Source organism: Candidatus Streptomyces philanthi, from assembly GCF_059553635.1.
Window position 1 is genome coordinate 1 of sequence record NZ_JCANQV010000034.1, and the last position, 22315, is coordinate 22315.

General features: G+C 71.0%; 17 protein-coding genes. 8 read left to right on the forward strand and 9 right to left on the reverse strand.

The features are described from left to right. Positions 1-229 precede the first annotated feature (229 nt). Complete coding sequence (locus AC51EU_RS06810; RefSeq protein WP_496265755.1) at positions 230-910, reverse strand: ABC transporter ATP-binding protein; 681 nt, start codon at positions 908-910, stop codon at positions 230-232. Further along, the gene (locus tag AC51EU_RS06815) at positions 907-1995 is read right to left on the reverse strand and encodes an ABC transporter permease (RefSeq protein ID WP_496265756.1); all 1089 of its coding nucleotides are present in this window, start codon (positions 1993-1995) and stop codon (positions 907-909) included. The genes AC51EU_RS06810 and AC51EU_RS06815 overlap by 4 nt, the downstream gene beginning before the upstream one ends. Before the next feature lie 172 nt (positions 1996-2167). Here AC51EU_RS06815 and AC51EU_RS06820 point away from each other — a divergent pair, with 172 nt between their 5' ends. Together AC51EU_RS06820 and AC51EU_RS06825 are read left to right on the forward strand one after the other, a co-directional pair. Beyond that, positions 2168-3391 carry a sensor histidine kinase gene (locus tag AC51EU_RS06820; protein ID WP_496265757.1) on the forward strand — a complete coding sequence of 408 codons (1224 nt, stop codon included), beginning with the start codon at positions 2168-2170 and terminating at the stop codon, positions 3389-3391. Next, complete coding sequence (locus tag AC51EU_RS06825; protein ID WP_496265758.1) at positions 3388-4023, forward strand: response regulator; 636 nt, start codon at positions 3388-3390, stop codon at positions 4021-4023. The genes AC51EU_RS06820 and AC51EU_RS06825 overlap by 4 nt, the downstream gene beginning before the upstream one ends. A gap of 299 nt (positions 4024-4322) precedes the next feature. Here AC51EU_RS06825 and AC51EU_RS06830 read toward each other — a convergent pair whose 3' ends face one another. From AC51EU_RS06830 to AC51EU_RS06840, 3 genes are all read right to left on the reverse strand, one after another. Then, complete coding sequence (locus tag AC51EU_RS06830; protein WP_496265759.1) at positions 4323-5603, reverse strand: sensor histidine kinase; 1281 nt, start codon at positions 5601-5603, stop codon at positions 4323-4325. Next, on the reverse strand, positions 5600-6307 hold the full coding sequence (locus AC51EU_RS06835) for a hypothetical protein (RefSeq protein WP_496265760.1): 708 nt from the start codon (positions 6305-6307) through the stop codon (positions 5600-5602). The genes AC51EU_RS06830 and AC51EU_RS06835 overlap by 4 nt, the downstream gene beginning before the upstream one ends. Before the next feature lie 385 nt (positions 6308-6692). After that, entirely contained in the window at positions 6693-8222 is a 1530-nt protein-coding gene (locus AC51EU_RS06840) for a helix-turn-helix domain-containing protein (protein ID WP_496265761.1), read from the reverse strand. 84 nt (positions 8223-8306) lie between these two features. On the opposite strand from AC51EU_RS06840, the gene AC51EU_RS06845 reads away from it, so the two are divergent. Both AC51EU_RS06845 and AC51EU_RS06850 read left to right on the forward strand, forming a co-directional pair. Further along, on the forward strand, positions 8307-9302 hold the full coding sequence (locus tag AC51EU_RS06845; RefSeq protein WP_496265762.1) for an SdpI family protein: 996 nt from the start codon (positions 8307-8309) through the stop codon (positions 9300-9302). Position 9303: 1 nt separating this feature from the next. Beyond that, on the forward strand, positions 9304-9663 hold the full coding sequence (locus AC51EU_RS06850; protein WP_496265763.1) for a GntR family transcriptional regulator: 360 nt from the start codon (positions 9304-9306) through the stop codon (positions 9661-9663). Between the two features lie 118 nt (positions 9664-9781). On the opposite strand, the gene AC51EU_RS06855 is transcribed toward AC51EU_RS06850, so the two are convergent. Further along, positions 9782-10369 (reverse strand): sugar O-acetyltransferase, encoded by a 588-nt coding sequence (locus AC51EU_RS06855; RefSeq protein WP_496265764.1) that lies wholly within the window; start codon positions 10367-10369, stop codon positions 9782-9784. A gap of 168 nt (positions 10370-10537) precedes the next feature. On the opposite strand from AC51EU_RS06855, the gene AC51EU_RS06860 reads away from it, so the two are divergent. Both AC51EU_RS06860 and AC51EU_RS06865 read left to right on the forward strand, forming a co-directional pair. Next, positions 10538-11407, forward strand: a complete 870-nt coding sequence (locus AC51EU_RS06860; protein WP_496265765.1) for an LLM class flavin-dependent oxidoreductase — start codon at positions 10538-10540, stop codon at positions 11405-11407. Between the two features lie 101 nt (positions 11408-11508). Continuing rightward, positions 11509-12459, forward strand: coding sequence for a molybdopterin-dependent oxidoreductase (locus tag AC51EU_RS06865; protein WP_496265766.1), 951 nt, complete (start codon positions 11509-11511; stop codon positions 12457-12459). A gap of 87 nt (positions 12460-12546) precedes the next feature. Here the strand turns inward: AC51EU_RS06865 and AC51EU_RS06870 are convergent, their stop codons facing one another. Together AC51EU_RS06870 and AC51EU_RS06875 are read right to left on the reverse strand one after the other, a co-directional pair. Continuing rightward, the gene (locus tag AC51EU_RS06870) at positions 12547-12888 is read right to left on the reverse strand and encodes a DUF5713 family protein (protein ID WP_496265767.1); all 342 of its coding nucleotides are present in this window, start codon (positions 12886-12888) and stop codon (positions 12547-12549) included. Positions 12889-13083: 195 nt separating this feature from the next. After that, positions 13084-13701 carry a hypothetical protein gene (locus AC51EU_RS06875; RefSeq protein ID WP_496265768.1) on the reverse strand — a complete coding sequence of 206 codons (618 nt, stop codon included), beginning with the start codon at positions 13699-13701 and terminating at the stop codon, positions 13084-13086. A 386-nt stretch (positions 13702-14087) separates the two neighbouring features. Between AC51EU_RS06875 and acnA the strand changes: the two genes are divergently transcribed. Further along, complete coding sequence (acnA, locus tag AC51EU_RS06880; protein WP_496265769.1) at positions 14088-16802, forward strand: aconitate hydratase AcnA; 2715 nt, start codon at positions 14088-14090, stop codon at positions 16800-16802. 253 nt (positions 16803-17055) lie between these two features. On the opposite strand, the gene AC51EU_RS06885 is transcribed toward acnA, so the two are convergent. Beyond that, positions 17056-20463: a GH92 family glycosyl hydrolase gene (locus tag AC51EU_RS06885; protein ID WP_496265770.1), complete on the reverse strand. Its 3408-nt coding sequence runs from the start codon at positions 20461-20463 to the stop codon at positions 17056-17058. Positions 20464-20861: 398 nt separating this feature from the next. On the opposite strand from AC51EU_RS06885, the gene ngcE reads away from it, so the two are divergent. Next, positions 20862-22301, forward strand: a complete 1440-nt coding sequence (gene ngcE / locus AC51EU_RS06890) for an N-acetylglucosamine/diacetylchitobiose ABC transporter substrate-binding protein (protein WP_496265771.1) — start codon at positions 20862-20864, stop codon at positions 22299-22301. The last annotated feature ends 14 nt before the right edge of the window (positions 22302-22315 follow it).

Sequence of the window (22315 nt, forward strand, 5' to 3'; positions counted from 1 at the left end):
ATCGTCGGCCTGCTCGCCGAGTGCCTGCCCGTGACGGAGGACCCGGGGCATGGCCCAGGTAAGCATGCCGGCTCCGGGCACTGACTCTCCCCTCCCCGCAAGTCCGCACAGCAGAACCGCATGCGGGCGATGCTCGCCGGCGAACCGCGCCGGCCCGACCCGCCCGCCGGGGCGCGAAGCCGCCCGTCTTCCCCGTCACCGCGATCGACCCGCGGGTTTCCCGGGCGGGTCAGGTGTGCGCGGGCAGCCGCAGACGCCCGTCGTGGACCTCGGCGATCTGGTCGACCGCGGTGAGGTGGGTGCGGTCGTGGGTGACCAGGACGGTCGCGGTGGCCCGCTGGTGGGTGAGGCGGGTGATCAGGTCGATGACGGCGGCGCCGCGTTCGTGGTCGAGGGCGCTGGTGGGTTCGTCGACCAGGAGGACGGTGGGGTCGTTCATCAGGGCTCGGGCGATGTTGACGCGTTGGCGCTGGCCGCCGGAGAGCTGGTGGGGGCGGCGGTCGGCCTGGTCGGCCAGGCCGACGGCGTCGAGGAGTTCCCTGGCCCGGCCTCGGGCGGCGCGTGGCTTGCGGCCGTTGATCTGGGCCATGACCTGGAGCTGTTCGGCGGCGGTGAGGGAGGGCAGCAGGTTGGGCTGCTGGAAGACGATGCCGATCTTGTGGCGGCGCAGGGTGGTGAGTTCGCCGCGGGTCATGCCGGTGGTGGGCGTGCCGTCGATGGTGACGGTGCCGGCGTCGGGCGTGATGAGGGTGGCGGCGACGGCGAGGAGGCTGGACTTGCCGGAGCCGGAGGGGCCGACGACGGCGGTCAGGCTGCCCTTGGGCACCTCAAGGGTGACCTGGTCGAGGGCGGTGAGGCGGGTGTCGCCGTCGGGGTAGGTGAGGGTGATGTCGGTCAGGTTGAGGCTCATCGGGCGCTCCCCAGGGCGGTCAGCGGGTCGACGGAGGTGATGCGGCGGATGGACAGGGCCGCTCCCAGCGCACCGAGCGCGATCATTACGGCGGCCGGGACGAGCACGGTTGCGGGGGTGAGGAGAAAGGGCACCGCCGAGCCGGTGACAAAGGCTCCCAGGCCGGCTGCGATGCCGGTGCCGATCAGGGTGCCGCCGGCCAGCAGGACCACGGCCTGCCCGAGCGCGTCCCTCAGCAGGGTGGCGGTGGAGGCGCCCAGTGCCTTGAGAACCGCGACGTCGCCGCTGCGCTGGATGGTCCACACGGTGAAGAAGGCACCGATCACCAGGGCGGAGATCGCGAACAGGAACCCGCGCATCAGCTGTAGCGAACCGTTCTCGGAGGTGTAGGAGCCGATCGCGGACAGCGAGTCGTCCGTGGAGACCGTCTCGGTGCCCGCGGCCCGGTCGGCGGCCTTGATGTCGGCGCCGGAGGTGGTACGCAGGGCGATGACGGTCGCGGTCGGCCCGTCGGTCCGGCCCGCGGGGGGCGCGGCCTTCTGCCACAGGCCGAGGCTGGTCCAGATGACAGGGGTGTGGCTGAAGAAGGCGTCCCCGCGCACCGCCGCGACGGTCACCTTCTGGCCGGCCAGGGAGAAGGCGTCGCCCGCCGTCACGCCGAGGTCGGCGGCGGCGGTGGTGGACAGGACCGCCGCGTGGTCGTCAAGCCGGTGGCTTTCGGGGGCGAGCGCGGAGCCGGGCCGGACACCGAAGGCGGACACGCCGGTGCTCTTGTTTCCGGCCGTCGCCTTGGTGGTGGTGATGCCCAGCGGCTCGGCGGTGCTCACACCGGGCGTCCTGGCCCACTGCCGCCACTGCTTCTCGGCGACGGTGGAGTCGGAGTACGACAGCTTTTCGCCCTGGCCCGGCGCGTTGAAGGCGATCTTGTCGGCGGGCAGGGAAGTGATCGCGGAGATGTTCTGCCGGCCCAACCCGGCCGTCAGCCCCGACAGCAGTCCGACCAGCAGCGTGATCAGCACAATGACGGTGCCCATCAGGGCGAAGCGCCCCTTGGCGAACCTCAGGTCTCTCCAGGCGACATACACGGTTTTGGCCTGCCCTTTCACGGGGTGGAAGCGGTATGCCCCCACCCTCGCCGCCGGCCCCCCGCACGGGCATCTGGCCCAGGACAGCACTTGCCGCGCCGAAAGGCGGCACGCCGTTTGTAACTTTCGATGGATACCCGGTTGCGGGGCTGTTTCTTAGGCTGGAGGAACCGTGAACACCACCGCTCCCGCCTTGATCCCCACCACCCGGGCCCTGGCCTGGTGCCTGCACCTGCTGGTCGTCGCCCTGCTCGCCCTGGCCGCCGGCCGGGCCGTCGCCGGCCACCACCCGCACGCCGGGACGGTCGTCGCCGCGGCAGCGGCCTGCGTCCTCCTCTACGCGGCCGGGCCGGCGCTGCCCCGCGTACGCCGCTCCCGCAGGGCCGCCGCACTGTGGCTGACCGCCGTGGGCGCCGCCTGGCTGGTGCTGCTGGCCCTGTCCGCCGACGGCGTATGGGTGGCGTTCCCGCTGTACTTCCTCCAGCTCCACCTGCTGCCCCGCCGCTCCGGTCTCGTCGCCGTGACGATCACCGCGGTGGCGGCCGTCGCCGGCTTCGCCGGACACCAGGACTCCTTCAGTCTGGCCATGGCCATCGGACCGGCCCTCGGTGCCGCGGTGGCGGTGGCGGTGGTGTGGGGGTACCAGGCCCTGTACCGGGAGAGCGAACACCGCAGACGCCTGATCGAGGAGCTCACCGCCACCCGCACCGACCTGGCCGCCGCCCAGCACACCGCCGGCGTGCTGGCCGAACGCGAACGTCTGGCCCGCGAGATCCACGACACCCTGGCCCAGGGCCTGTCCAGCATCCAACTGCTGCTCCGCGCCGCCGAACGCGCGCTGCCGCACGCTCCGCAGAACGCCGCTCGCCACGTCGGGCAGGCCCGCCGGGCAGCCGTGGACAACCTCGCCGAGGCCCGCCGCTTCGTCGCCGCTCTCACCCCGCCCGCCCTGGAGGGCACCACCCTCGCCGCCGCACTGGAACGCCTGTGTGCCACCACCAGCACCCGTCACCGGATCACCGTGCGCTTCCACCGCACCGGGGATCCCGTACCGCTGCCGACCGCGCACGAGGTCGCGCTGTTGCGCATCGCCCAGTCCGCCCTGGCGAACACCGTCCGCCACGCCCGCGCCGCCACCGCCGAGGTCACCCTCAGCTACCTCGGTGACCAGGTGGCCGTGGACGTCCTCGACGACGGACGCGGCTTCGACCCCGACCACCTGCCCGTCCCCGACCCCGAGGTCGGCGGGTTCGGACTGGCCGCCATGCGCGCCCGTGTCCACGCCCTCGGCGGCACCCTCACCCTCGAATCCGCCCCGGGCCACGGCACCGCCCTGGCCGCCCACCTGCCCATCGATCCCCCAGCCGCCCCCGCACCCGACGAGGCCCGCCCGTGACCGACACCCCTGTCCGCCTGCTCCTGGCCGACGACCACCCCGTCGTACGGGCCGGACTCCGCGCCGTGCTGGAGACCGAGCCCGGCATCGTCGTGGTGGCCGAGGCCGCCACCGCCGAGGACGCCGCCGAACGCGCCGCCCAGGGCGGCATCGACGTCGTCCTCATGGACCTCCAGTTCGGCAGGGGAATGAACGGTGCTGAGGCCACCGCCCGGATCACCGCCCGCCCCCGAGCCCCCCGCGTCCTGATCGTCACCACCTACGACTCCGACGCCGACACCCTCCCCGCCATCGAAGCCGGCGCCACCGGCTACCTCCTCAAGGACGCCCCGCCCGAGGACCTCGCCGCCGCCGTCCGCACCGCCGCCGCCGGACGCACCACGCTGGCACCCGCCGTCGCCGACCGCCTCATGAACCGGCTCCGCACTCCCGCCACCGCCCTGACCCGGCGTGAGACCGAAGTCCTCGCGCTCGTCGCCGAGGGGCTGTCCAACCAGGCGATCGGCCACCGGCTCCATCTCACCGAGGGAACCGTGAAATCCCACCTGGCCCGCATCTACGCCAAGCTGGGAGTCGACTCCCGCACGGCCGCCGTCGCCACCGCCACCGAACTCGGCCTCCTGCGCCGGTAGATGTCGAGGCGGTCCGTCCGCCCGGCCGGGCGAAGCCTCGCGTCCTGCCCTGCCGGCCGCTCGGGTACGGACCGCACTTCACCGGCCGGCGGGTGCGGCCCGATGAAGCCGGTGTGCCCACGGGCTCCGCCGCCCGGTGGCGCCCGACGGAGCGCGGCACGGTCACCTCGCCCGAGGACGACCGTCCGTGACGCGGGCGGGGCCGGTCGTGGGAGACCCGCCGCCAGGGGCATCGCTTCGGCCCGGCTCCTGGGGACGTGCGCATGGCGGGGACGACGGCCGGTCGCCGCGGTGGCCGCTCAAGCCGGTGGGGCGGAGAGGCGGAGCGTGGCGACGGCCCCGCCGTCGGGCGCGTTGGTGAACTCCAGGGTGGCACCGAGCACGCGGGCCTGCCCGAGCGCGATCGTCAGGCCCAGGCCGTGCCCGCCCCTCGCGCCGTCCCGCGTCTGGCTGCGGAACCTTTGGGGGCCGTGGTCGAGGAGATGATCCGGGTAGCCGTCACCGTGGTCCCGTACGGTGACGACCGGGCCGTCGACGCTCACCGTCACCGGTGGACGGCCGTACTTGTGCGCGTTGCCGACGAGGTTGCCCAGTACGCGTTCCAGCCTGCGCCGGTCGGTCCGCACGGAGGTGTCCCGGATGACGCGGACGTCGGCCTCCTGCCCCGTGGCCCGTACCGCGTGTGCGACGAGAGGTCCCAGATCGTGGGTGTCGGTCTCGGCCCGCTCCACCCTCGCGTCGAGCCGGGAGATCTCCAGCAGGTCCTCGGTCAGTCCCCGCAGGGTCCGGACGCGCTCCCGCACCATGTCCGCCGGGCGGCCCGGTTCCAGCAGTTCGGACGCCAGCAGAAGCCCGGCGAGCGGGGTGCGCAGCTCATGGGAGACGTCGGCGGTGAAGCGTTGCTCGCTGCGCAGTTTCTCCTGCAGGGCAGCGGCCATCTCATTGAGCGCGGAGGCCACGGCGGCCGCCTCGTCCGGGCTCTCGCCGGGGCGCGGGGCGCGAGGGGTGTTCACCCGGGCGTCGAGATCGCCGTCGCTGATGCGGCGGGCCACCTGGGCGGTGTGGCTCAGCCGGCGCGTGAGGCCGGACACGGCGAACAAACCGGCGACCAGAGTGACGCCGGTCGCGGCGGCCGAGGCGATGACGATGGCCCGGTCCAGCGTGCGAGTGGCAGCGGCCCGGCTGCTGTAGTCCTGGTGCACCGCCAGTACCTTGCCCCCGGAGACGGGAGTGGCGGCCCACATCACCGGGCGCCCGCGGTGATCGGCGAGCTGCGTGCCGCGCACCCGGTCCGTCAGGACCATCTCGCGGAGGGCGGCGGGCAGGCCCGGCGGATTCACCGCGGCATCGGGCCCCAACGGTTCACCGGCGGTGTACGCGGGCACGGCCTCGTCCAGCGCGGCCAGGGCCGCCTTGCGGGCCCGGTCCTTCCCCTCCGCGCTGACCTGGACGTGGACGAGGACGCCGAGGAGGGCGGCCAGCAGGCAGCACATGGCGGTGATGAAGAGTGCGAACTTCCCGCGCAGGGTCCGTGCCCAGGCGGGTGGCCGAAGACGGGTCCGCAGGGAAGCGGCCCTCACCGGACGGGCTCCGGGGAAGCGGAGGGCTTCAGATCGTAGTCCACCGACCTGATCTCCAGGGACCGCCGGTCGCTGTTCCACGAGTACACCGTGCGCATCTCGTACCCGCGGGAGTTCATGGGCTCCCGCATGACCAGATTGCCGTTCGCCACCTCCAAGGACAGCACGTCCCCGGCGGCGTCCAGGATGCGGGAGGCCCGCCCGTCGTCGAGCGTGTAGATCCACACGGCCAGATGGCTGGCGGCGGGCTCGATGCCGATGATCAACTCCTCTTCGCCGTCACCCGTCAGGTCCTGGTACTCGGGGGTCCGCACCGGGCAGGCGTCCGACCCGGCGGTGCACCGGCTGATCTTCTTCTCCATGTTCGCGGTGAACGCCGGCCGGCCGACGCTGTGGTCCGCGGCGATCTGCGCCGCGACGACGGAGCGCACGTCCAGTTCACGGATGTTCCCGGACGGTACCCGGGGCAGCTTCGGGCGGGGCGACAGATCGCCCCGCCCGTCCTCGTCCGGCTTCGGCCACGGTGCCGGCGGATTCTTGGGCCACAGCCGTACCGGAGCGGAGGCGGCAGGAGCGTGTCCGGCGCTCTGTGGTTCTTCGTTCGCCGCGCATCCTCCCAGCAGCACCGAGGCGCCGAGTGCCGCGAGCGCCAGGGAAGCGATCCGCGCCGGACCGGTGGCAGGCAGGCGATGGGGGAGAGACACAGGACGTCCAGACACAAGGGAACAAGCGTATGACGGCGACCCTGCCCCTCGCATGTTGCGAGAGCCCGACGACTGTGTAACAGCTGACCATAGAAGGGATAAATAGGGCGTACTGGTCCCCTCGTCCCGCCCGGAACAGCGACCTCGGCCTGTCCCGGCGTAAACGTGCACTGCGGCGGTCTCCTCGCCCGGGGGCATCCGCGCGGGCATCGCCCTCGTCTCGTCCTCATGATCCTCGGCGGGGGCAGAACCCGGAGCGCCACTGCTCCGGCGTGGGACGGGAACGGGCATCCCCCACGTCGGCAGGGCTGGGCGGACCGGCCATGCCCGGAGGCCGACCCGCAGCCGCGCAGGTCACGTGGGGGGGGTCGGAGGCGTCCGTCCCTCAGATGTCCCGGAACGTCTCGATCTGGGCGCCGATGGAGTTGAGGCGTTCGGCCAGGTCCTCGTAGCCGCGGTTGATGACGTAGACGTTGCGGAGGACGGAGGTGCCCTCGGCGGCCATCATGGCGAGGAGGACGACGACGGCCGGGCGGAGGGCCGGGGGGCACATCATCTCGGCGGAGCGCCAGCGGGTGGGGCCGTCGACCAGGACCCGGTGCGGGTCGAGCAGTTTGACCTGTGCGCCGAGGCGGGTGAGGTCGGTGAGGTAGATGGCGCGGTTGTCGTAGACCCAGTCGTGGATCAGGGTCTGGCCCTGGGCGGTGGCGGCGATGGCCGCGAAGAAGGGGACATTGTCGATGTTGAGGCCCGGGAAGGGCATCGGGTGGATCTTGTCCAGGGGAGCCTGGAGCTTGGAGGGGCGGACCGTCAGGTCGATCAGCCGGGTGCGGCCGTTGTCGGCGGCGTACTCCGCGCTGCGCTCGTGGTCGAGGCCCATCTCCTCCAGGACGGCCAGCTCGATCTCCAGGAACTCCACCGGAACCCGGCGGATCGTCAGCTCGGACTCGGTGACCACGGCGGCCGCGAGCAGGCTCATCGCCTCGACCGGGTCCTCGGACGGCGCGTAGTCCACATCGCGGTCGATGTGCGCCACACCGTGCACGGTGAGGGTGGTGGTGCCGATGCCCTCGACCTTGACGCCCAACTGCTCAAGGAAGAAGCACAGGTCCTGGACCATGTAGTTGGAGGAGGCGTTGCGGATGACGGTGACGCCGTCGTGCCGCGCGGCCGCCAGCAGGGCGTTCTCGGTGACGGTGTCGCCGCGCTCGGTCAGGACGATCGCACGGCGGGGTGTCACGGTGCGGTCGACGACGGCGTGGTAGGTGCCGTCGGTCGCGGTGACCTCCAGGCCGAAGTGGCGCAGTGCCGTCATATGGGGCGTGACGGTGCGGGTGCCCAGGTCGCAGCCGCCCGCGTACGGCAGCTTGAACCGGTCCTCACGGTGCAGCAGCGGGCCGAGGAACATGATGACGCTGCGGGTGCGCCGGGCGGCGTCGGTGTCCATGGCGGCGAGGTCCAGGGCGGCCGGCGGCACGATCTCCAGGTCGTTGCCGTCGTTGATCCAGCGGGTGCGCACCCCGATGCTGTTGAGCACCTCCAGGATGCGGTAGACCTCCTCGATCCGGGCCACCCGGCGCAGGGTGGTCCGGCCGGCGTTGAGCAGGGTGGCGCACAGCAGCGCGACGCAGGCGTTCTTGCTCGTCTTGACGGCGATGCTGCCGGACAGCCGGCGTCCGCCGACGACCCGCAGATGCATCGGTCCGGCGTAGCCGAGCGACACGATTTCGCTGTCCAGTGCCTCGCCGATGCGGGCGATCATCTCAAGACTGATGTTCTGGTTGCCGCGCTCGATGCGATTGACCGCGCTCTGACTGGTGCCCAGCGCTTCGGCCAACTGTGTCTGCGTCCAACCGCGGTGCTGCCGCGCGTCACGGATGAGCCTGCCGATGCGTACGAGGTAGTCATCTGCCATGCGTTGACCGTATCTCAGATATGAGATGAATGCGCAATCGCCCCTTGTTCTATTACGATGCAAACAACTTATCAGGGAGGTGCCGTGAAACCCGCTCCGACCCCCGATGTCCCCACCACGTCCCCGGCCCCCGGTCCGCTGCGGACCTGGGTCGCCCTCATGCCCTTTCCCGCCGCCATGGCCGTCGTCGCGGGGGTCCACCGCATGGTGTCCGACCGCCTGCCCGACCAGATCGCCGTCCACTTCCGCGCCGACGGCGGTGCCGACGGCTTCTCCTCCGTGCCGGGCTTCCTGACCGTCAGCCTGCTCACCCTCCTCGCCGCGGGAGCCTTCTGCGCGGCACTCACCCGGATCAGGCGCCCCGTCGAAGGGGTCCGCTGGATGATCGCCTCGGGCTGGCTGTTCGCCGCCGTCCTCGCCACCCTGGCCGTCACCACTCTTCTCGACAACGCCGCGGCCGGCGACACGGACGCCGTGCGGATGCCGGTGGGGCAGGTGCTGTTCGTCCTCGGTCCCGGTATCGCCGCGGGAGCGGTGGGCTGGCTGCTGGCGGGACCCGATCCCAGGCCCCGGCGGCGCCCCGGTACCGTACGCCGCCTGCCGCTCGGGGACGGCGAGAGTGCGGGCTGGACCGGCACCACGGGCTCGCCGCTGCTCCTGGCCGTCGGGGGTGTGACGCTCTGCGCGGGCCTGTACGCCGGCTTCGCCGCCGACTGGCTGATCGGCGGGATTCTCCTGGCGTCCGGCCTGCTCATCGTCCTCCCTTCCTCCGTACGGGTGACCGTGGACCGGCGGGGGATGACGCTCCGCTCCACCGTGCTGCCGTACCCTGTCGTCCGCATCGGCCTCCATCGGGTCGCGGAGGCGACGAGCAGGCGCGTCGCCGCGTTCGCCGAGTTCGGGGGCTGGGGCTACCGCATCCGTGCGGGTCGCAGTGGCCTTGTACTCCGTTCGGGCGAGGCAGTGGTGCTGCGGCTGACCAGCGGCCGGGAGTTCGTGGTGACCGTCGACGACGCGGAGACGGCCGCCGCCCTGTTCAACACCTGTCTCGACCGCGTCCGCCCCCGCCAAGGAGACTGAGGTGCTGTTCCGCGTCGATCCCCGCTCGCCCGTCCCGCTCGCGGACCAGATCGCCGCCTCGGTCCGCGGCGCCATCGCCGACGGCACGGTACGCACCGGCGAGCGCCTGCCCGCCGCCCGCGAACTGGCCGCTTCCCTCGGCGTCAACGTCCACACCGTCCTGCGCGGCTACCAGCGGCTCAAGGAAGAGGAACTGATCGAGCTGCGGCGCGGGCGCGGCGCCGTGGTCACCGGCGCCGCGACCTCCGCCCGCGCCCGCCTCGGCGAGACCGCCGGCCGCCTGGTCGCCGAGGCCCGCAGACTCGGACTGACCGACGAGGAGATCGTCGGCCTGGTGCGTACGGGGCTCACCGGGAGGTGAGGGGACTCTGCTGCGGGGGCGTTCGCTTGCTCCTGGGGGGACGAGGCTTCGGTGCGGGGGCCAGCGCTTTTCGTCGCTGGGCGACGAACCGGGCGTGCATGGCCTCGGTCCCGGCCCGTTACGCGGTGCCCGCCCCCGGGACGTCCGCTTCCGTCAACCGCCGGATGACCCTGGCGGGGTTCCCCACCGCCAGCACCCCGGCCGGCAGGTCCCGGGTCACCACCGCGCCGGCCCCGACCACCGTGTCCGCGCCGATCGTCACACCGGGGCAGACGACGACCCCGCCGCCGAGCCAGACGTTGTCCCCGATGGTCACCGGCCGCCCCCGCTCCCATCCGGCCCGGCGCCGCTCCGGGGCCAGCTCATGCTCCGGTGTCAGCAGTTGCACATGCGGGCCGATCTGCACGTCCTCGCCGATGTCGATGGGTGCCGCGTCCAGGAAGACCGCCCCGAAGTTCACGAACGTCCGGGCGCCGATACGGATGTGGTACCCGAAGTCGCAGTGGAACGGCGGTCTGATCCGCACCCCCTCACCCACCGACCCCAGCAGCTCCTCCAGAATCCCGGTCCGCTCGGAGGGTGTCGTCGCACCGGGTGCGTTGTACGCCGCGCACAGCGCGATCCGCCGCTCGGTGTCCGCGGCGAGTTCGGCGTCGTCGGGGACGTACCACTCGCCCGCCAGCATCCGCTGCTTGTTCTCGCCCATGACCGTCCTCTTTCTCGGGCGCCCCACGCTTCCCGAAGGCCCCGGAGCCGTCAAGCCGCAGGTAGGGCCGACTCCCGCCCGGCTGCGGCAACTTGGCGGTGAGGCGAACTCCTGGGCTGTGCGTTTTGTCCCGTTGTGGCGTCCGTCGTGGTGGAGCACGATGCGGGAATGCGCTTTTCGATCAACATTCCGAATTTCGGGGATTTCGCCGATGCGAGGAACGTGGCGCGGGTGGCCACCGCGGCGGAACAGGCGGGCTGGGACGGGCTGTTCGTCTGGGACCACGTGGTGCACGACAAACAGCAACGCCGCGGCAAGCCCTTCGGGGAGCCCTGGATGCTGCTGACCGCCGCCGCACTGGCGACCTCCCGGATCAGGCTGGGCACCCTGGTCACCCCGGTCGCCCGGCGGCGCCCTCAGCAACTCGCCCGCCAGGTGGCCACGCTGGACGCTCTCAGCGGCGGAAGGGTGATCTTCGGCGCGGGCCTCGGCGGACCGATCGACGACGAGTACGGCAGCTTCGGCGAGACGACCGACCCGGTCGTGCTCGCCGAGTTGCTGGACGAGGGACTGGGACTGCTGCGGCGCTACTGGTCGGGCGAGGACGTCCGGCACGACGGGCACCACTTCCAGGTCCGTGACGTGACCCTGCTGCCCGCGACGGTGCAGCGCCCCCACCCGCCGGTCTGGATCGCCGGGTTCTGGCCGAACCGCCCGCCGATGCGCCGCGCCGCCCGCTGGAACGGCGCCGTCCCGCTGTTCGCCTCCGCCGGACACGGACATGTCCCACCCGTCGACGAGGTCCGTGACCTGGTCACCTTCGTCCGCCGGCACCGCGGCGACCGGCAGGACGACCCCTTCGAGATCGTCCTCGGAGGCGCCACCCCCGCCGACGCGGCCACGGCGCGCGACCTGATCGGGCCACTCGTCGACGCCGGCGCCACCTGGTGGGACGAACGCCAATTCCCGGACGGCGACGACCTCGACCGCCTCGCACCGGTACTGCGCCGCATCGAGCAGGGGCCGCCGGTGGTCTGAGGGCGGGGTGCGGCGGCGGCCGGGGGTACCGTTCAGATGATCAACAAACCTCTTCCCCCGCACAGTTGTGCTGGACCACGCCTCTCCGCGAGGAGCCGTTCATGAGCACGCGCACCACTGATCCGGTCACCCCGCCGTCCTTCGTCACCCCTGCCGACCATGTCTTCTTCCGCGCCCACATGGGGGCGGTGCCGGACCTCGACACGGCCACCTGGACCCTGACGGTCGAAGGGCTCGTGGACCGTCCGTTACGTGTGAACCTGCGCGACCTGTGCGCACTGCCGCAGGTCCGGTTCACCGCGTTCCACGAGTGCTTCGGCAGCCCGTTCCGGCCCGATGTGCCGACACGGGCGATCGCCAACCTGGAGTGGACCGGCGTCCGGCTGTCCACCCTGCTGGAGTCGGCGCGGCCGCTGCCGTCCGCCCGGCATGTGGTGTTCGAGGGCGCGGACACCGGTGCGTACGCGGGGGAGGACGATCTCGTGTACACCAAGGACCTTCCCCTGGAGGCGGCCCGGTCCGGCGTCCTGCTGGCCCATTCCATGAACGGCGAACCGCTGCACCCCCGGCACGGCTTCCCGCTGCGCTCCGTGGCGCCCCGCATGTTCGGCACGAACTCCGTGAAGTGGCTGACCCGCATCGTGCTCGCGGACACCCGCCCTGAGCACCTGTTCACCACGCGCCTCTACCACCGCACACTGCCGGGTGAGGCCACACCGCGTCCCGTGCGTGAGGTGGACGTCAACAGCAAGCTCCTTTCGCCCTACGACGGCGACCGCATTCCCTCCGGCGAGGTGGAGATCATGGGACGGGCCTGGAGCGCGACGGAGGTCACGGCGGTCGAGGTCGCGGTCGACGACGGTCCCTGGCTGTCCGCTGCGCTGGAGCCCAGCGACGCCCACCCGACCTCCTGGCAACGCTTCTCCCGCACACACCTCCTGTCACCGGGCCCGCACCGCATCCGCAGCCGCGCCACGGACCGCGTGGGCCGCACCCAGCCCCCACCCGGCGCGCGGAACTCCCTGCACGAGATCACGGTGCAGGCGGACTGAGCCCTCGCCGACGAACCGCCGGCCGGGGCCGGTGCCGGCGCCGGCCACCGCCCCCGATCCGCGTCGACCGGCCGGAGTCACACCCCGTCACCACTCCCGGGCGGCGATCAGCTCCTCCGCGTCCGCCTCCGGGAACCCGTACGCCGACGCCACGAACCAGAAGTCCTCGGCTATCTCCTCGCGGGCAACGGTCTCGATCTCGCTCCCCGCCGCCTCGAACTCTTCCTCCAGCCGGTTGAACTCCTCCGTCGCTGTCTCCGTGAGCGCGTAGAGCGCCGCGAGGTCCGCCGGCCGCTCCGCCTCGATGCGTTCGCACAGCCTCAGCAGGATCGCCCTGCCCTTGTCGACGACGCGATCCGGGAAATACGCGTCCGCGTACAACTGCCGCAGGAACGCATGCTCTGCCACCTGCTGGTTCGTGATCGTCATGGTGCCCCCCACTCCTTCGTCGAGCCGATGCACCGAGCATGCACCACACCACTGACAATCCCGCCGCGGACGGCCCCGGCGGACGAGACACCGCGCCCACCGAGGCGGAGGCCGCACCGCGCGCACCGGAAGGACGGCGGAGGAACCGACCCGCGCCCCGCACGTCACACGCGCGGCACCCCGCAGCTCAGCGGATCAGGCCGGCCGGTCGAACAGCTCCCGGAACTTCGCCAGGTCCGCTTCCTTCTCCTTCTCGTCCTCGTACCAGCCGTCCTCGTCACGGCTCGCGACGATCTCCTCGGGGGTGAGGTCCTGGCCGAACCGGTAGCTTTCGAGGCAGTAGTCGAACCCGGACTCGGCGAAGAGGTCCAGCTTCTTGCGCCGGCAGTGGTCCGCCACGCCGTCGGCCACACGCCACTGCGCGCCGTCGTACCAGAAGACGCCGCCGGCGTAGTGGATCGTGGCCTTCGTGACCGGGTCCACGAGGTTCAGGGACTCGTAGTTCTCGGGGCGGTTGCGCACCAGTCCGACCAGGTCCTCGGGGACGCCGTGGTAGAACGACTCCTGGAGGGCGTAGTCGTCCTCGGCGTACAGGTTCAGGGCCGACTCGTGGTCGAAGGTCAGCAGCAGTGCGCGCCCGTCCGCGGTGAAGTACCAGACGGCGGACTGGCCGCCCCCGTCGTTCCACGCGAGCCGTTCCGCGCCGTCCACCGTCATCGGCTCGACCTCGGCGACCTCGCCGATGACCGCCGCGCGGCGCCGCACCTCGTCCAGGGGCGTCGCCCTCAGAGCATCCCAGGTCTCGTCACTCATGGCCTCAGGCTATCCAGAGCCCCCGCTCGTCCACCTGTGTGACGCGGCGCCCGGCAACGGCTCTCCCGGACGGGCCCCGGCGCGGCCCGGTTCACTGCAACGGACCAGCGCCCGAGGACGGGCGGACTCCACCGGCACGAGGGGCCGGACCACCGGATTCACCGAGGTCGCGCCCGGGGGACGAGGACGGTCACCCCTGTCAAGGCATGACCTCGCGGCGGCGATGTATTAGAGTTATCTCGACATCGAGATATCTGCCGAGAGGCGTACCGCCGCCGCGCACTACTTAGGTATACCTAAGTTAGGGGCACCTTAGCGAATCGGCAACGGGCTGTGGCGGCAGGATTGCGGTGGTACGCGCGAATTCATGCATGAAGGAGACTGTCGTGTCGGCGAACAGCTTCGACGCCCGCAGCACGCTGCAGGTGGGCGACGAGTCGTACGAGATCTTCCGGCTGGACAAGGTCGAGGGCTCCGCCCGCCTGCCGTACAGCCTGAAGGTGCTGCTGGAGAACCTGCTCCGCACCGAGGACGGCGCGAACATCACCGCCGACCACATCCGCGCGCTCGGCGACTGGGACTCCCAGGCGCAGCCGAGCCAGGAGATCCAGTTCACGCCGGCCCGCGTGATCATGCAGGACTTCACCGGTGTGCCCTGCGTCGTGGACCTCGCCACCATGCGTGAGGCCGTGAAGGAGCTGGGCGGCGACCCGGCGAAGATCAACCCGCTGGCCCCGGCCGAGCTGGTCATCGACCACTCCGTCATCGCCGACAAGTTCGGCACCAAGGACGCCTTCGGCCAGAACGTCGAGCTGGAGTACGGCCGCAACAAGGAGCGCTACCAGTTCCTGCGCTGGGGCCAGACCGCCTTCGACGAGTTCAAGGTCGTCCCCCCGGGCACCGGCATCGTCCACCAGGTCAACATCGAGCACCTGGCCCGTACGGTCATGGTCCGCGGCGGCCAGGCGTACCCCGACACCCTCGTCGGCACCGACTCGCACACCACGATGGTCAACGGCCTCGGTGTGCTGGGCTGGGGCGTCGGCGGCATCGAGGCCGAGGCCGCGATGCTCGGCCAGCCGGTCTCGATGCTCATCCCGCGCGTCGTCGGCTTCAAGCTGACCGGTGAGCTCCAGCCGGGCACCACCGCCACCGACCTCGTCCTGACGATCACCGAGATGCTGCGCAAGCACGGCGTCGTCGGCAAGTTCGTCGAGTTCTACGGCGAGGGCGTCGCCGCCACCTCGCTGGCCAACCGCGCCACCATCGGCAACATGTCGCCGGAGTTCGGTTCCACCGCCGCGATCTTCCCGATCGACGACGAGACCCTCAACTACCTGCGTCTGACCGGCCGCAGCGAGCAGCAGGTCGCGCTGGTCGAGGCGTACGCCAAGGAGCAGGGCCTCTGGCTCGACCCGGCCGCCGAGCCCGACTTCTCCGAGAAGCTGGAGCTGGACCTCTCCACGGTCGTCCCCTCGATCGCCGGCCCGAAGCGCCCGCAGGACCGTATCGTCCTGGCCAACGCCGCCGAGCAGTTCGCCCAGGACGTCCGCAACTACGTCTCCGACGACGAGGAGGCGGGCAAGGAGTCCTTCCCGGCCTCCGACGCCCCGGCCACCGTCGACGGCGTGCCGACCCGTCCGACCCTGGTCACCGCCCCCGACGGCTCGACCTACGAGATCGACCACGGCGCCGTCACCGTCGCCGCGATCACCTCCTGCACCAACACCTCCAACCCGTACGTCATGGTCGCCGCCGCGCTGGTGGCCAAGAAGGCGGTCGAGAAGGGCCTGACCCGCAAGCCGTGGGTCAAGACCACCCTCGCCCCGGGTTCCAAGGTCGTCACCGACTACTTCGACAAGGCGGGCCTGACCCCCTACCTCGACAAGGTCGGCTTCAACCTCGTCGGTTACGGCTGCACCACCTGCATCGGCAACTCCGGCCCGCTGCCGGAGGAGGTCTCCAAGGCCGTCAACGACCACGACCTGGCCGTCACCTCGGTGCTCTCCGGCAACCGCAACTTCGAGGGCCGGATCAACCCCGACGTCAAGATGAACTACCTGGCGTCCCCGCCGCTGGTCGTCGCGTACGCGATCGCCGGTTCGATGAAGGTGAACATCACCGAGGACGCCCTCGGCATCGACCAGGACGGCAAGCCGGTCTACCTCAAGGACATCTGGCCGACCGAGGCCGAGGTCAACGACGTGGTGGCCAACGCCATCGGCGAGGACATGTTCGCCAAGTCCTACGAGGACGTCTTCGCCGGCGACGCCCAGTGGCAGGCGCTGTCGATCCCGACCGGCAACACCTTCGAGTGGGACGCCGAGTCCACCTACGTCCGCAAGCCCCCGTACTTCGAGGGCATGGCCATGGAGCCGTCCCCGGTCGAGGACATCGCGGGCGCCCGGGTGCTCGCCAAGCTGGGCGACTCGGTCACCACCGACCACATCTCCCCGGCCGGTGCGATCAAGGCCGACACCCCCGCCGGCAAGTACCTCACGGAGCACGGCGTCGAGCGCCGCGACTTCAACTCCTACGGCTCGCGCCGCGGTAACCACGAGGTCATGATCCGCGGCACCTTCGCCAACATCCGCCTGCGCAACCAGATCGCGCCGGGCACCGAGGGCGGCTTCACGCGTGACTTCACGCAGGAGGGCGGCCCGGTCTCCTTCATCTACGACGCGTCGCAGAACTACCAGGCCGCCGGCGTCCCGCTGGTCATCCTGGCCGGCAAGGAGTACGGTTCCGGCTCGTCCCGCGACTGGGCGGCCAAGGGCACCGCGCTCCTCGGCGTCAAGGCCGTCATCGCCGAGTCCTACGAGCGCATCCACCGCTCCAACCTCATCGGCATGGGCGTCCTCCCGCTCCAGTTCCCCGAGGGCGCCTCGGCCGAGGCGCTCGGCCTGACCGGCGAGGAGACCTTCTCCATCAGCGGCGTCACCGCCCTGAACGACGGCAGCACCCCGCGCACCGTCAAGGTCACCACCGACACCGGCGTGGAGTTCGACGCGGTCGTCCGCATCGACACCCCCGGTGAGGCGGACTACTACCGCAACGGCGGCATCATGCAGTACGTCCTGCGGTCGCTGATCCGCAAGTAAGCACCACCGGCCGTACGACGACGGGCCGCACTTCCCCGGGCGGGGGAGTGCGGCCCGTCCGCGTCGGCGGGACGGATTGTCAGACCCCCCGTTCATGATGGGTTCGGAAGCGGAGAGCGTCCGGACGACGGGGGTAATGATGGGACGTCTGCGGTGTACGACGTGTGACGCGGGGCGGGAGGCCGGTGCCGGTACGGTGCCCCGCCCCCGGGCGGACGCGCGGACCGTTGCGGGGAAGGGCAGGCCGCCTGCGTCAGCTCAGCAGTTCCACCTCCGTCAGGGTGCCGCCCGCGCCCTCGGGGACCAGGCGGTAGTGCGCGTAGGTGCCGGGGCGGGGGACGGTGAAGGCGCGGGTCTGGTGGTTCCAGGGGAACGACTGGGCGGTGCGGTGGTCGAGACGGCGCCAGTGGGTGCCGTCGGAGGAGCCCTCCAATGTCCACCCGGTCGGGGCGGTGGTGTGGTCGGCGCCGGAGGTGAGGGTGTACGAGGTGACCCGGGAGGGTGCCGTCAGGGGGATCGGGGCGGAGGTGAGGCGGGCCTCGGTGTCCGAGGTGTTGTCGAAGAGGGGGCCCGCGTCCGGGGCGGTCACGTCCGACGGCGGTGCCGGGGCTTTGTCGTCCTGGGTGAGGGACGTCGGCGCGGCGTGCGCGCCGGTTCCCCAGGCAGAGGGGCGGTCGCCCATGGTGAAGTCCAGGTTGGCGCCGCGGGCCAGCAGGTCGTGCGGCAGGGCGGTCGAGTTCCACGGCTTGCCGTTGACACGCAGGCTCTGGACGTAGACGTTCCGGGCGTTGTTGCGGGGGGCGTTGACGACGAGGTCACGGCCGTTCTCCAGATGGATCACGGCCCTGGTGAACAGCGGCGATCCGACGGCGTACTCGCCCTGGCCCATGACCAGCGGATAGAAGCCCAGCGCGCTGAAGAGGTACCACGCGGACATCTCGCCGTTGTCCTCGTCGCCCGGGTAGCCCTGGCCGATCTCGCTGCCGAGATAGAGCCGGGAGAGCACCTCGCGGACCTTCTCCTGGGTCTTCCAGGGCTGCCCGGCCGCGTCGTAGAGGTAGGCGATGTGGTGCGAGGGCTGGTTGCTGTGGCCGTACATGCCCATACGGGTGTCGCGGGCCTCGGTCATCTCGTGGATGACGTCGCCGTAGGAGCCGGCGAACTCCTTGGCCGCGGTCTCCGGGGTGGCGAAATAGGTGTCGAGTTTCTTCGCCAGGGCGGCGCGGCCGCCGTAGAGGTTGGCGAGGCCCCGGGTGTCCTGCGGGGCGGTGAAGGCGTAGGTCCAGGCGTTGGTCTCGGTGTAGTCGTGGCCCCAGACCCTGGGGTCGAACCGGTCGGAGGGCAGCCGCCAGGCGCCCTTGGCGTCCTTGCCCTGGAAGAAGCCGGCCTTGTCGTCGAAGAGCCTGACGTAGTTGCGGGCACGGCCGAGGAAGTAGGCGGACTCCTCCTTGTAACGGGGGTTGTGGGTCTTGGCGTAGAGGGCCTGGCCCATGCGGGCGATGCCGAAGTCGTTGAGATAGCCCTCCAGCGCCCAGGACAGGCCCTCGTGGGTGTCGGTGCTGGTGTAGCCGAGGAACGGGGCGGTGGCCATGCCCTTGCGGCCCACCCCTGGTTGCGGCGGGGCGACGGTGGCGTTCTTCACGGCGGCCTCGTACGCGGCCTCGGCGTCGAAGCGTACGCCCTTGACATAGGCGTCGGCGAAGGCCACGTCGGAGCTGGTGCCGGTCATCAGGTCCGCGTAGCCGGGCGAGGACCAGCGGGAGATCCAGCCGCCGTCCTTGAACTGCTGGACGAAACCGTCGGCCAGCTTCCCGGCGCGCCGCGGGGTGAGCAGGGCGTACGCGGGCCAGGTGGTGCGATAGGTGTCCCAGAAACCGTTGTTGACGTGGACCTGGCCGTCGACGATCTTCGCGCCGGTGCGGGTCGGGGTGTCGGGACCGGTCCGCGGCGAGAAGGGGCTCGCATAGCGCGTGAGCGAACCGACGTGTTCGGAACCGGAGTTGGGATAGAGGTAGAGGCGGTAGAGGTTGGAGTAGAGGGTGGTGAGCTGGTCGCGGGTCGCGCCCTCGACCTCGACCCGGCCGAGGATGCCGTCCCACTGCGCGCGGGCGCGGTCCATGACACGGGCGAACGGGGTGCCGCCCGGTATCTCGCGCTCCAGGTTGGCGCGGGCCTGGTCGGTGCCGATCAGGGAGGTGGCCAGGCGCATCGTCACGGTACGGCCGTCCCGGGGCGCGAAGCGCAGATAGCCGGTGACGTCCTTGCCCCCGCCACCGGGCAGCCTGCCGCCGGCGGTGACCGGCGCGTCGAAGGTGCCGTAGACGAACAGCCGGGTGGCGCCCGTGGACAGCCCGCTGCGGACGTCCGAATAGCCGGTCACGATGCCGCGTGCGGTATCCAGCGTCAGTCCGCCGTTGTTGTTGACATTGTCGAAGATCAGCGAGGCGTCCTTGCCGGGGAAGGTGAAGCGCATCATCGCGGCATGGTCGGCCGGGGTGATCTCCGCCGTGAGGCCGTTGTCGAACGTCACTCCGTAGTAGTGGGGCCGCGCGGTCTCCTTGGCGTGGTGGAACGGCAGGGCGCGGCCGGTGCGTGAGGCGTCCGGGACACCGGCCGCGGCGGACGGCATGACCTGGAACGTCTGGCGGTCGCCCATCCAGGGGCTGGGTTCATGGCTGGCGCTGAACGCCTGGAGGGCGGTGAGGTTGTCGGCGTTGTTCTTCCGGGCGTACTCGTAGAGCCAGTCGGACGAGCCCGCGTCGGTCACCGGTGTCCAGAAGGTGAAGCCGTTGGGGACCGCCGTCGCGGGGAAGGTGTTGCCGCGCGAGAAGCTGCCGCTGGAGTGGGTGCCGCGGGTGGTGACGACACGTTCGGCGAGGTGGGCCGGTGGTGGCTCGGGGGTCGTGGGGCCGAGGGTGATGTCGTCGACCCAGCCGCGGAAGGCCGGCGCGGTGCGCGGGGCCCGGGGTGCGTCGTAGGCGAGGAGTATCCGGGCGACGGTCTTGCCGGCCGCCACCGCGCCGATCCGTGAGGTGCGGAGGTTCCACTGGTTGGCGTAGAGCGTCTTGGCGGCGCCCTGGCCCCGCGGGGTCAGCGGCGCGCCGTACTGGTCGGTGGGGCGCAGGTCGCTGAGGTGGGTGCCGTCGGTGAAGGCGAGGTCGAGTGCCACATGTGTGGCCGGGTAGTCCAGGTCGGTGGTGGTCATCTCGGGGAAGACGGCGTACGAGAGGGTGGTGGACCGGGTGACGGGCAGACGCACGTCGAAGATCTTGTTGTAGGCGTAGCCGCGGCCTGGGGCGGTGTGGGTGCCGCCGTAGCGCAGCGCGTGGCGGCCGGAGAACCCGGCGTGCGCCTTGGCGGTGGGGGAGGAGGCGGGGCCGGTGTCGGTCACGGTGGTCATCCCGGGCGCCGCGGGGGCGGTCTCGGGCCGGACGCCGGAGACCTTCGGGCGGCCGTCGGGACCGGTCTCGGCGGTGCTGTTCCAGTCCGGAGCGGGCTGGCCGGCCTCGAAGGAGGAACGGAATTCCGCCGCGGGCCCGGATGCCAGGGGCGGGGCGGCCCGGGCGGCCGGGCCGAGGGCGGTGACGGCGAGCAGTGCGGCCGCCACCAGGGCGGCCGGGCGGGAGACGGCGCGGTGGACGTGCCGGTGTCTGTGACGCATGCGGGCCCCTCAACAGGCGTGACATCGTTGTCAGTTGCGCGGTGCAGAGACCAGTAAGGAGTGGGGTGCCCCGGGTGTCAAGGGTGCCGGTGCGGGCAGAAAGGAAGGGCCGCGGCGCCCGGTGGGCGGCGCGGAGGTCTCAACTAGGGAAAGACGCCGGCCGACCTTGCGTTCGATCTTGCCCAGGCGACCGGAAGTGGACTATACCTGTCGGCACCTGAACGGCCGGTTCAACAGGCCGTAAAACCGGGGGAATCGCGGGCATCGGAAGATGCCTCCGCGGCATTCCGGCACGCCCGGCGCACATCCCGTACGACCCTGCACCATCCGATAGACCCGCGGTGCCCGGGGCGGCTCCGGTACACCGCCCGAGTCCTGACGAAGGCGAGGACACGAGCATGGGACCCACCTCGGAATTCAACCGCCGTGATCTGGTGAAACGCGCGGCGGCCCTGGGCATCGTCGCGATACCGGCCATGAGCGTTCTCTCGGCCTGCGCCAGCTCCTCCGGCGAGGGCAACGAAAAGGTCGCCAAGGGCAAGAAATCGGCGAAGAACCCGCTGGCCGTCAATGATGCCGCGGGCCTCGATGTCGTGATTTTCGACGGTGGATTCGGCGACAAGTACGCGAAGGACGCCCAGGCCGATTACGTACGGGCCTTCCCGAAGACCGAGGGCAAGGTCAAGCTCAGCTCGACACAGAAGATCCAGTCCACCCTCCAGACGCGTTTCAACGGCGAGAACCCGCCGGACCTCGTCGACAACTCCGGCGCCGAGCAGATGGATTTCGGCACCCTCGTCGCCAAGGACCAGCTCGCCGACCTCACCCCCCTCCTCGATGCCCCGTCCCTCGACGACCCCGCCAAGAAGGTGCGTGACACCCTGCGCCCCGGCGTCGTCGAGATGGGCCGCTTCGGCGGCAAGGAGACCTGGATTCTCTACTACGCCTACACGGTCTACGGCGTCTGGTACTCGAAGGGAAACCTCCGGAAACTCGACGCGGAATACCCCGAGACCTGGGACGAGATGCTCGCCCTGTGCGCCAGGGCGAAGAAGAAGGGCATCGCGGGCTGGACCTATCCCGGTAAGTACCCCTACTACCTGCCCTTCAGCCTCTACCCGTTCATCGCCAAGATCGGCGGTGCGGAGGTGCTGCGGCGGATCGACAATCTGGAGCCGAACGCCTGGAAGGACCCGGCCGTGAAGGCCGCGTTCGACGCCTACTACGAGCTCTACAAGAAGGGGTACGTCCTCCAGGGTTCGCCGGGGCTCGACCACCTTCAGTCGCAGAAGGCGTGGGCCGATGGCAAGGCCCTCTTCATCCCCAACGGTTCGTGGGTGGAGAACGAATCCGCCAAGCAGATCGCGAAGAATCCGGACTTCGACCTCGCGGTCGGCGCGCCGTCCTCCCTCTCCGGCGCGGACAAGATGCCTTTCGGTACGCTCTGGGCCTCCGGCGGCGAACCGTTCATCGTCCCGAAGAAGGCGCAGAACGCCGAGGGCGGCATGGAAATGCTGCGCATCATGCTCAGCAAAAAGGCCGCGCGGAATTTCATCCGGCAGGTCTCCTCACTGACCTCGCTCGACGGCGGCACCGACGGCGTCACCCTCCCGCCGGGCCTCGCCTCCGCGCAGCGGGCGCTGGAGAAGGCCGGGCGGAACATCGTCAATCCCCGGCTCCAGGACTGGTATGTGGCGCTCCAGAAGGAGCGGATCGGCGTCGGCGCGATCGGCGAGATGATGGCCGGCCGGATGACACCCGACGAGGCCATCGCCAAGATCCAGAAGTACGCGGACGAGACCCGCGACGACTCCAGCGTCAAGAAGTACCAGCGCTGACCGGTACGCCCGAT

Excerpts from the sequence above, each read along its gene's own strand:
- AC51EU_RS06810 (WP_496265755.1), bottom strand. The coding sequence starts at position 910 with ATGAGCCTCAACCTGACCGACATCACCCTCACCTACCCCGACGGCGAC.
- AC51EU_RS06840 (WP_496265761.1), bottom strand. The coding sequence starts at position 8,222 with ATGGCAGATGACTACCTCGTACGCATCGGCAGGCTCATCCGTGACGCG.
- AC51EU_RS06855 (WP_496265764.1), bottom strand. The coding sequence starts at position 10,369 with ATGGGCGAGAACAAGCAGCGGATGCTGGCGGGCGAGTGGTACGTCCCC.
- AC51EU_RS06860 (WP_496265765.1), top strand. The coding sequence starts at position 10,538 with ATGCGCTTTTCGATCAACATTCCGAATTTCGGGGATTTCGCCGATGCG.
- AC51EU_RS06865 (WP_496265766.1), top strand. The coding sequence starts at position 11,509 with ATGAGCACGCGCACCACTGATCCGGTCACCCCGCCGTCCTTCGTCACC.
- AC51EU_RS06870 (WP_496265767.1), bottom strand. The coding sequence starts at position 12,888 with ATGACGATCACGAACCAGCAGGTGGCAGAGCATGCGTTCCTGCGGCAG.
- AC51EU_RS06875 (WP_496265768.1), bottom strand. The coding sequence starts at position 13,701 with ATGAGTGACGAGACCTGGGATGCTCTGAGGGCGACGCCCCTGGACGAG.
- AC51EU_RS06885 (WP_496265770.1), bottom strand. The coding sequence starts at position 20,463 with ATGCGTCACAGACACCGGCACGTCCACCGCGCCGTCTCCCGCCCGGCC.
- ngcE (WP_496265771.1), top strand. The coding sequence starts at position 20,862 with ATGGGACCCACCTCGGAATTCAACCGCCGTGATCTGGTGAAACGCGCG.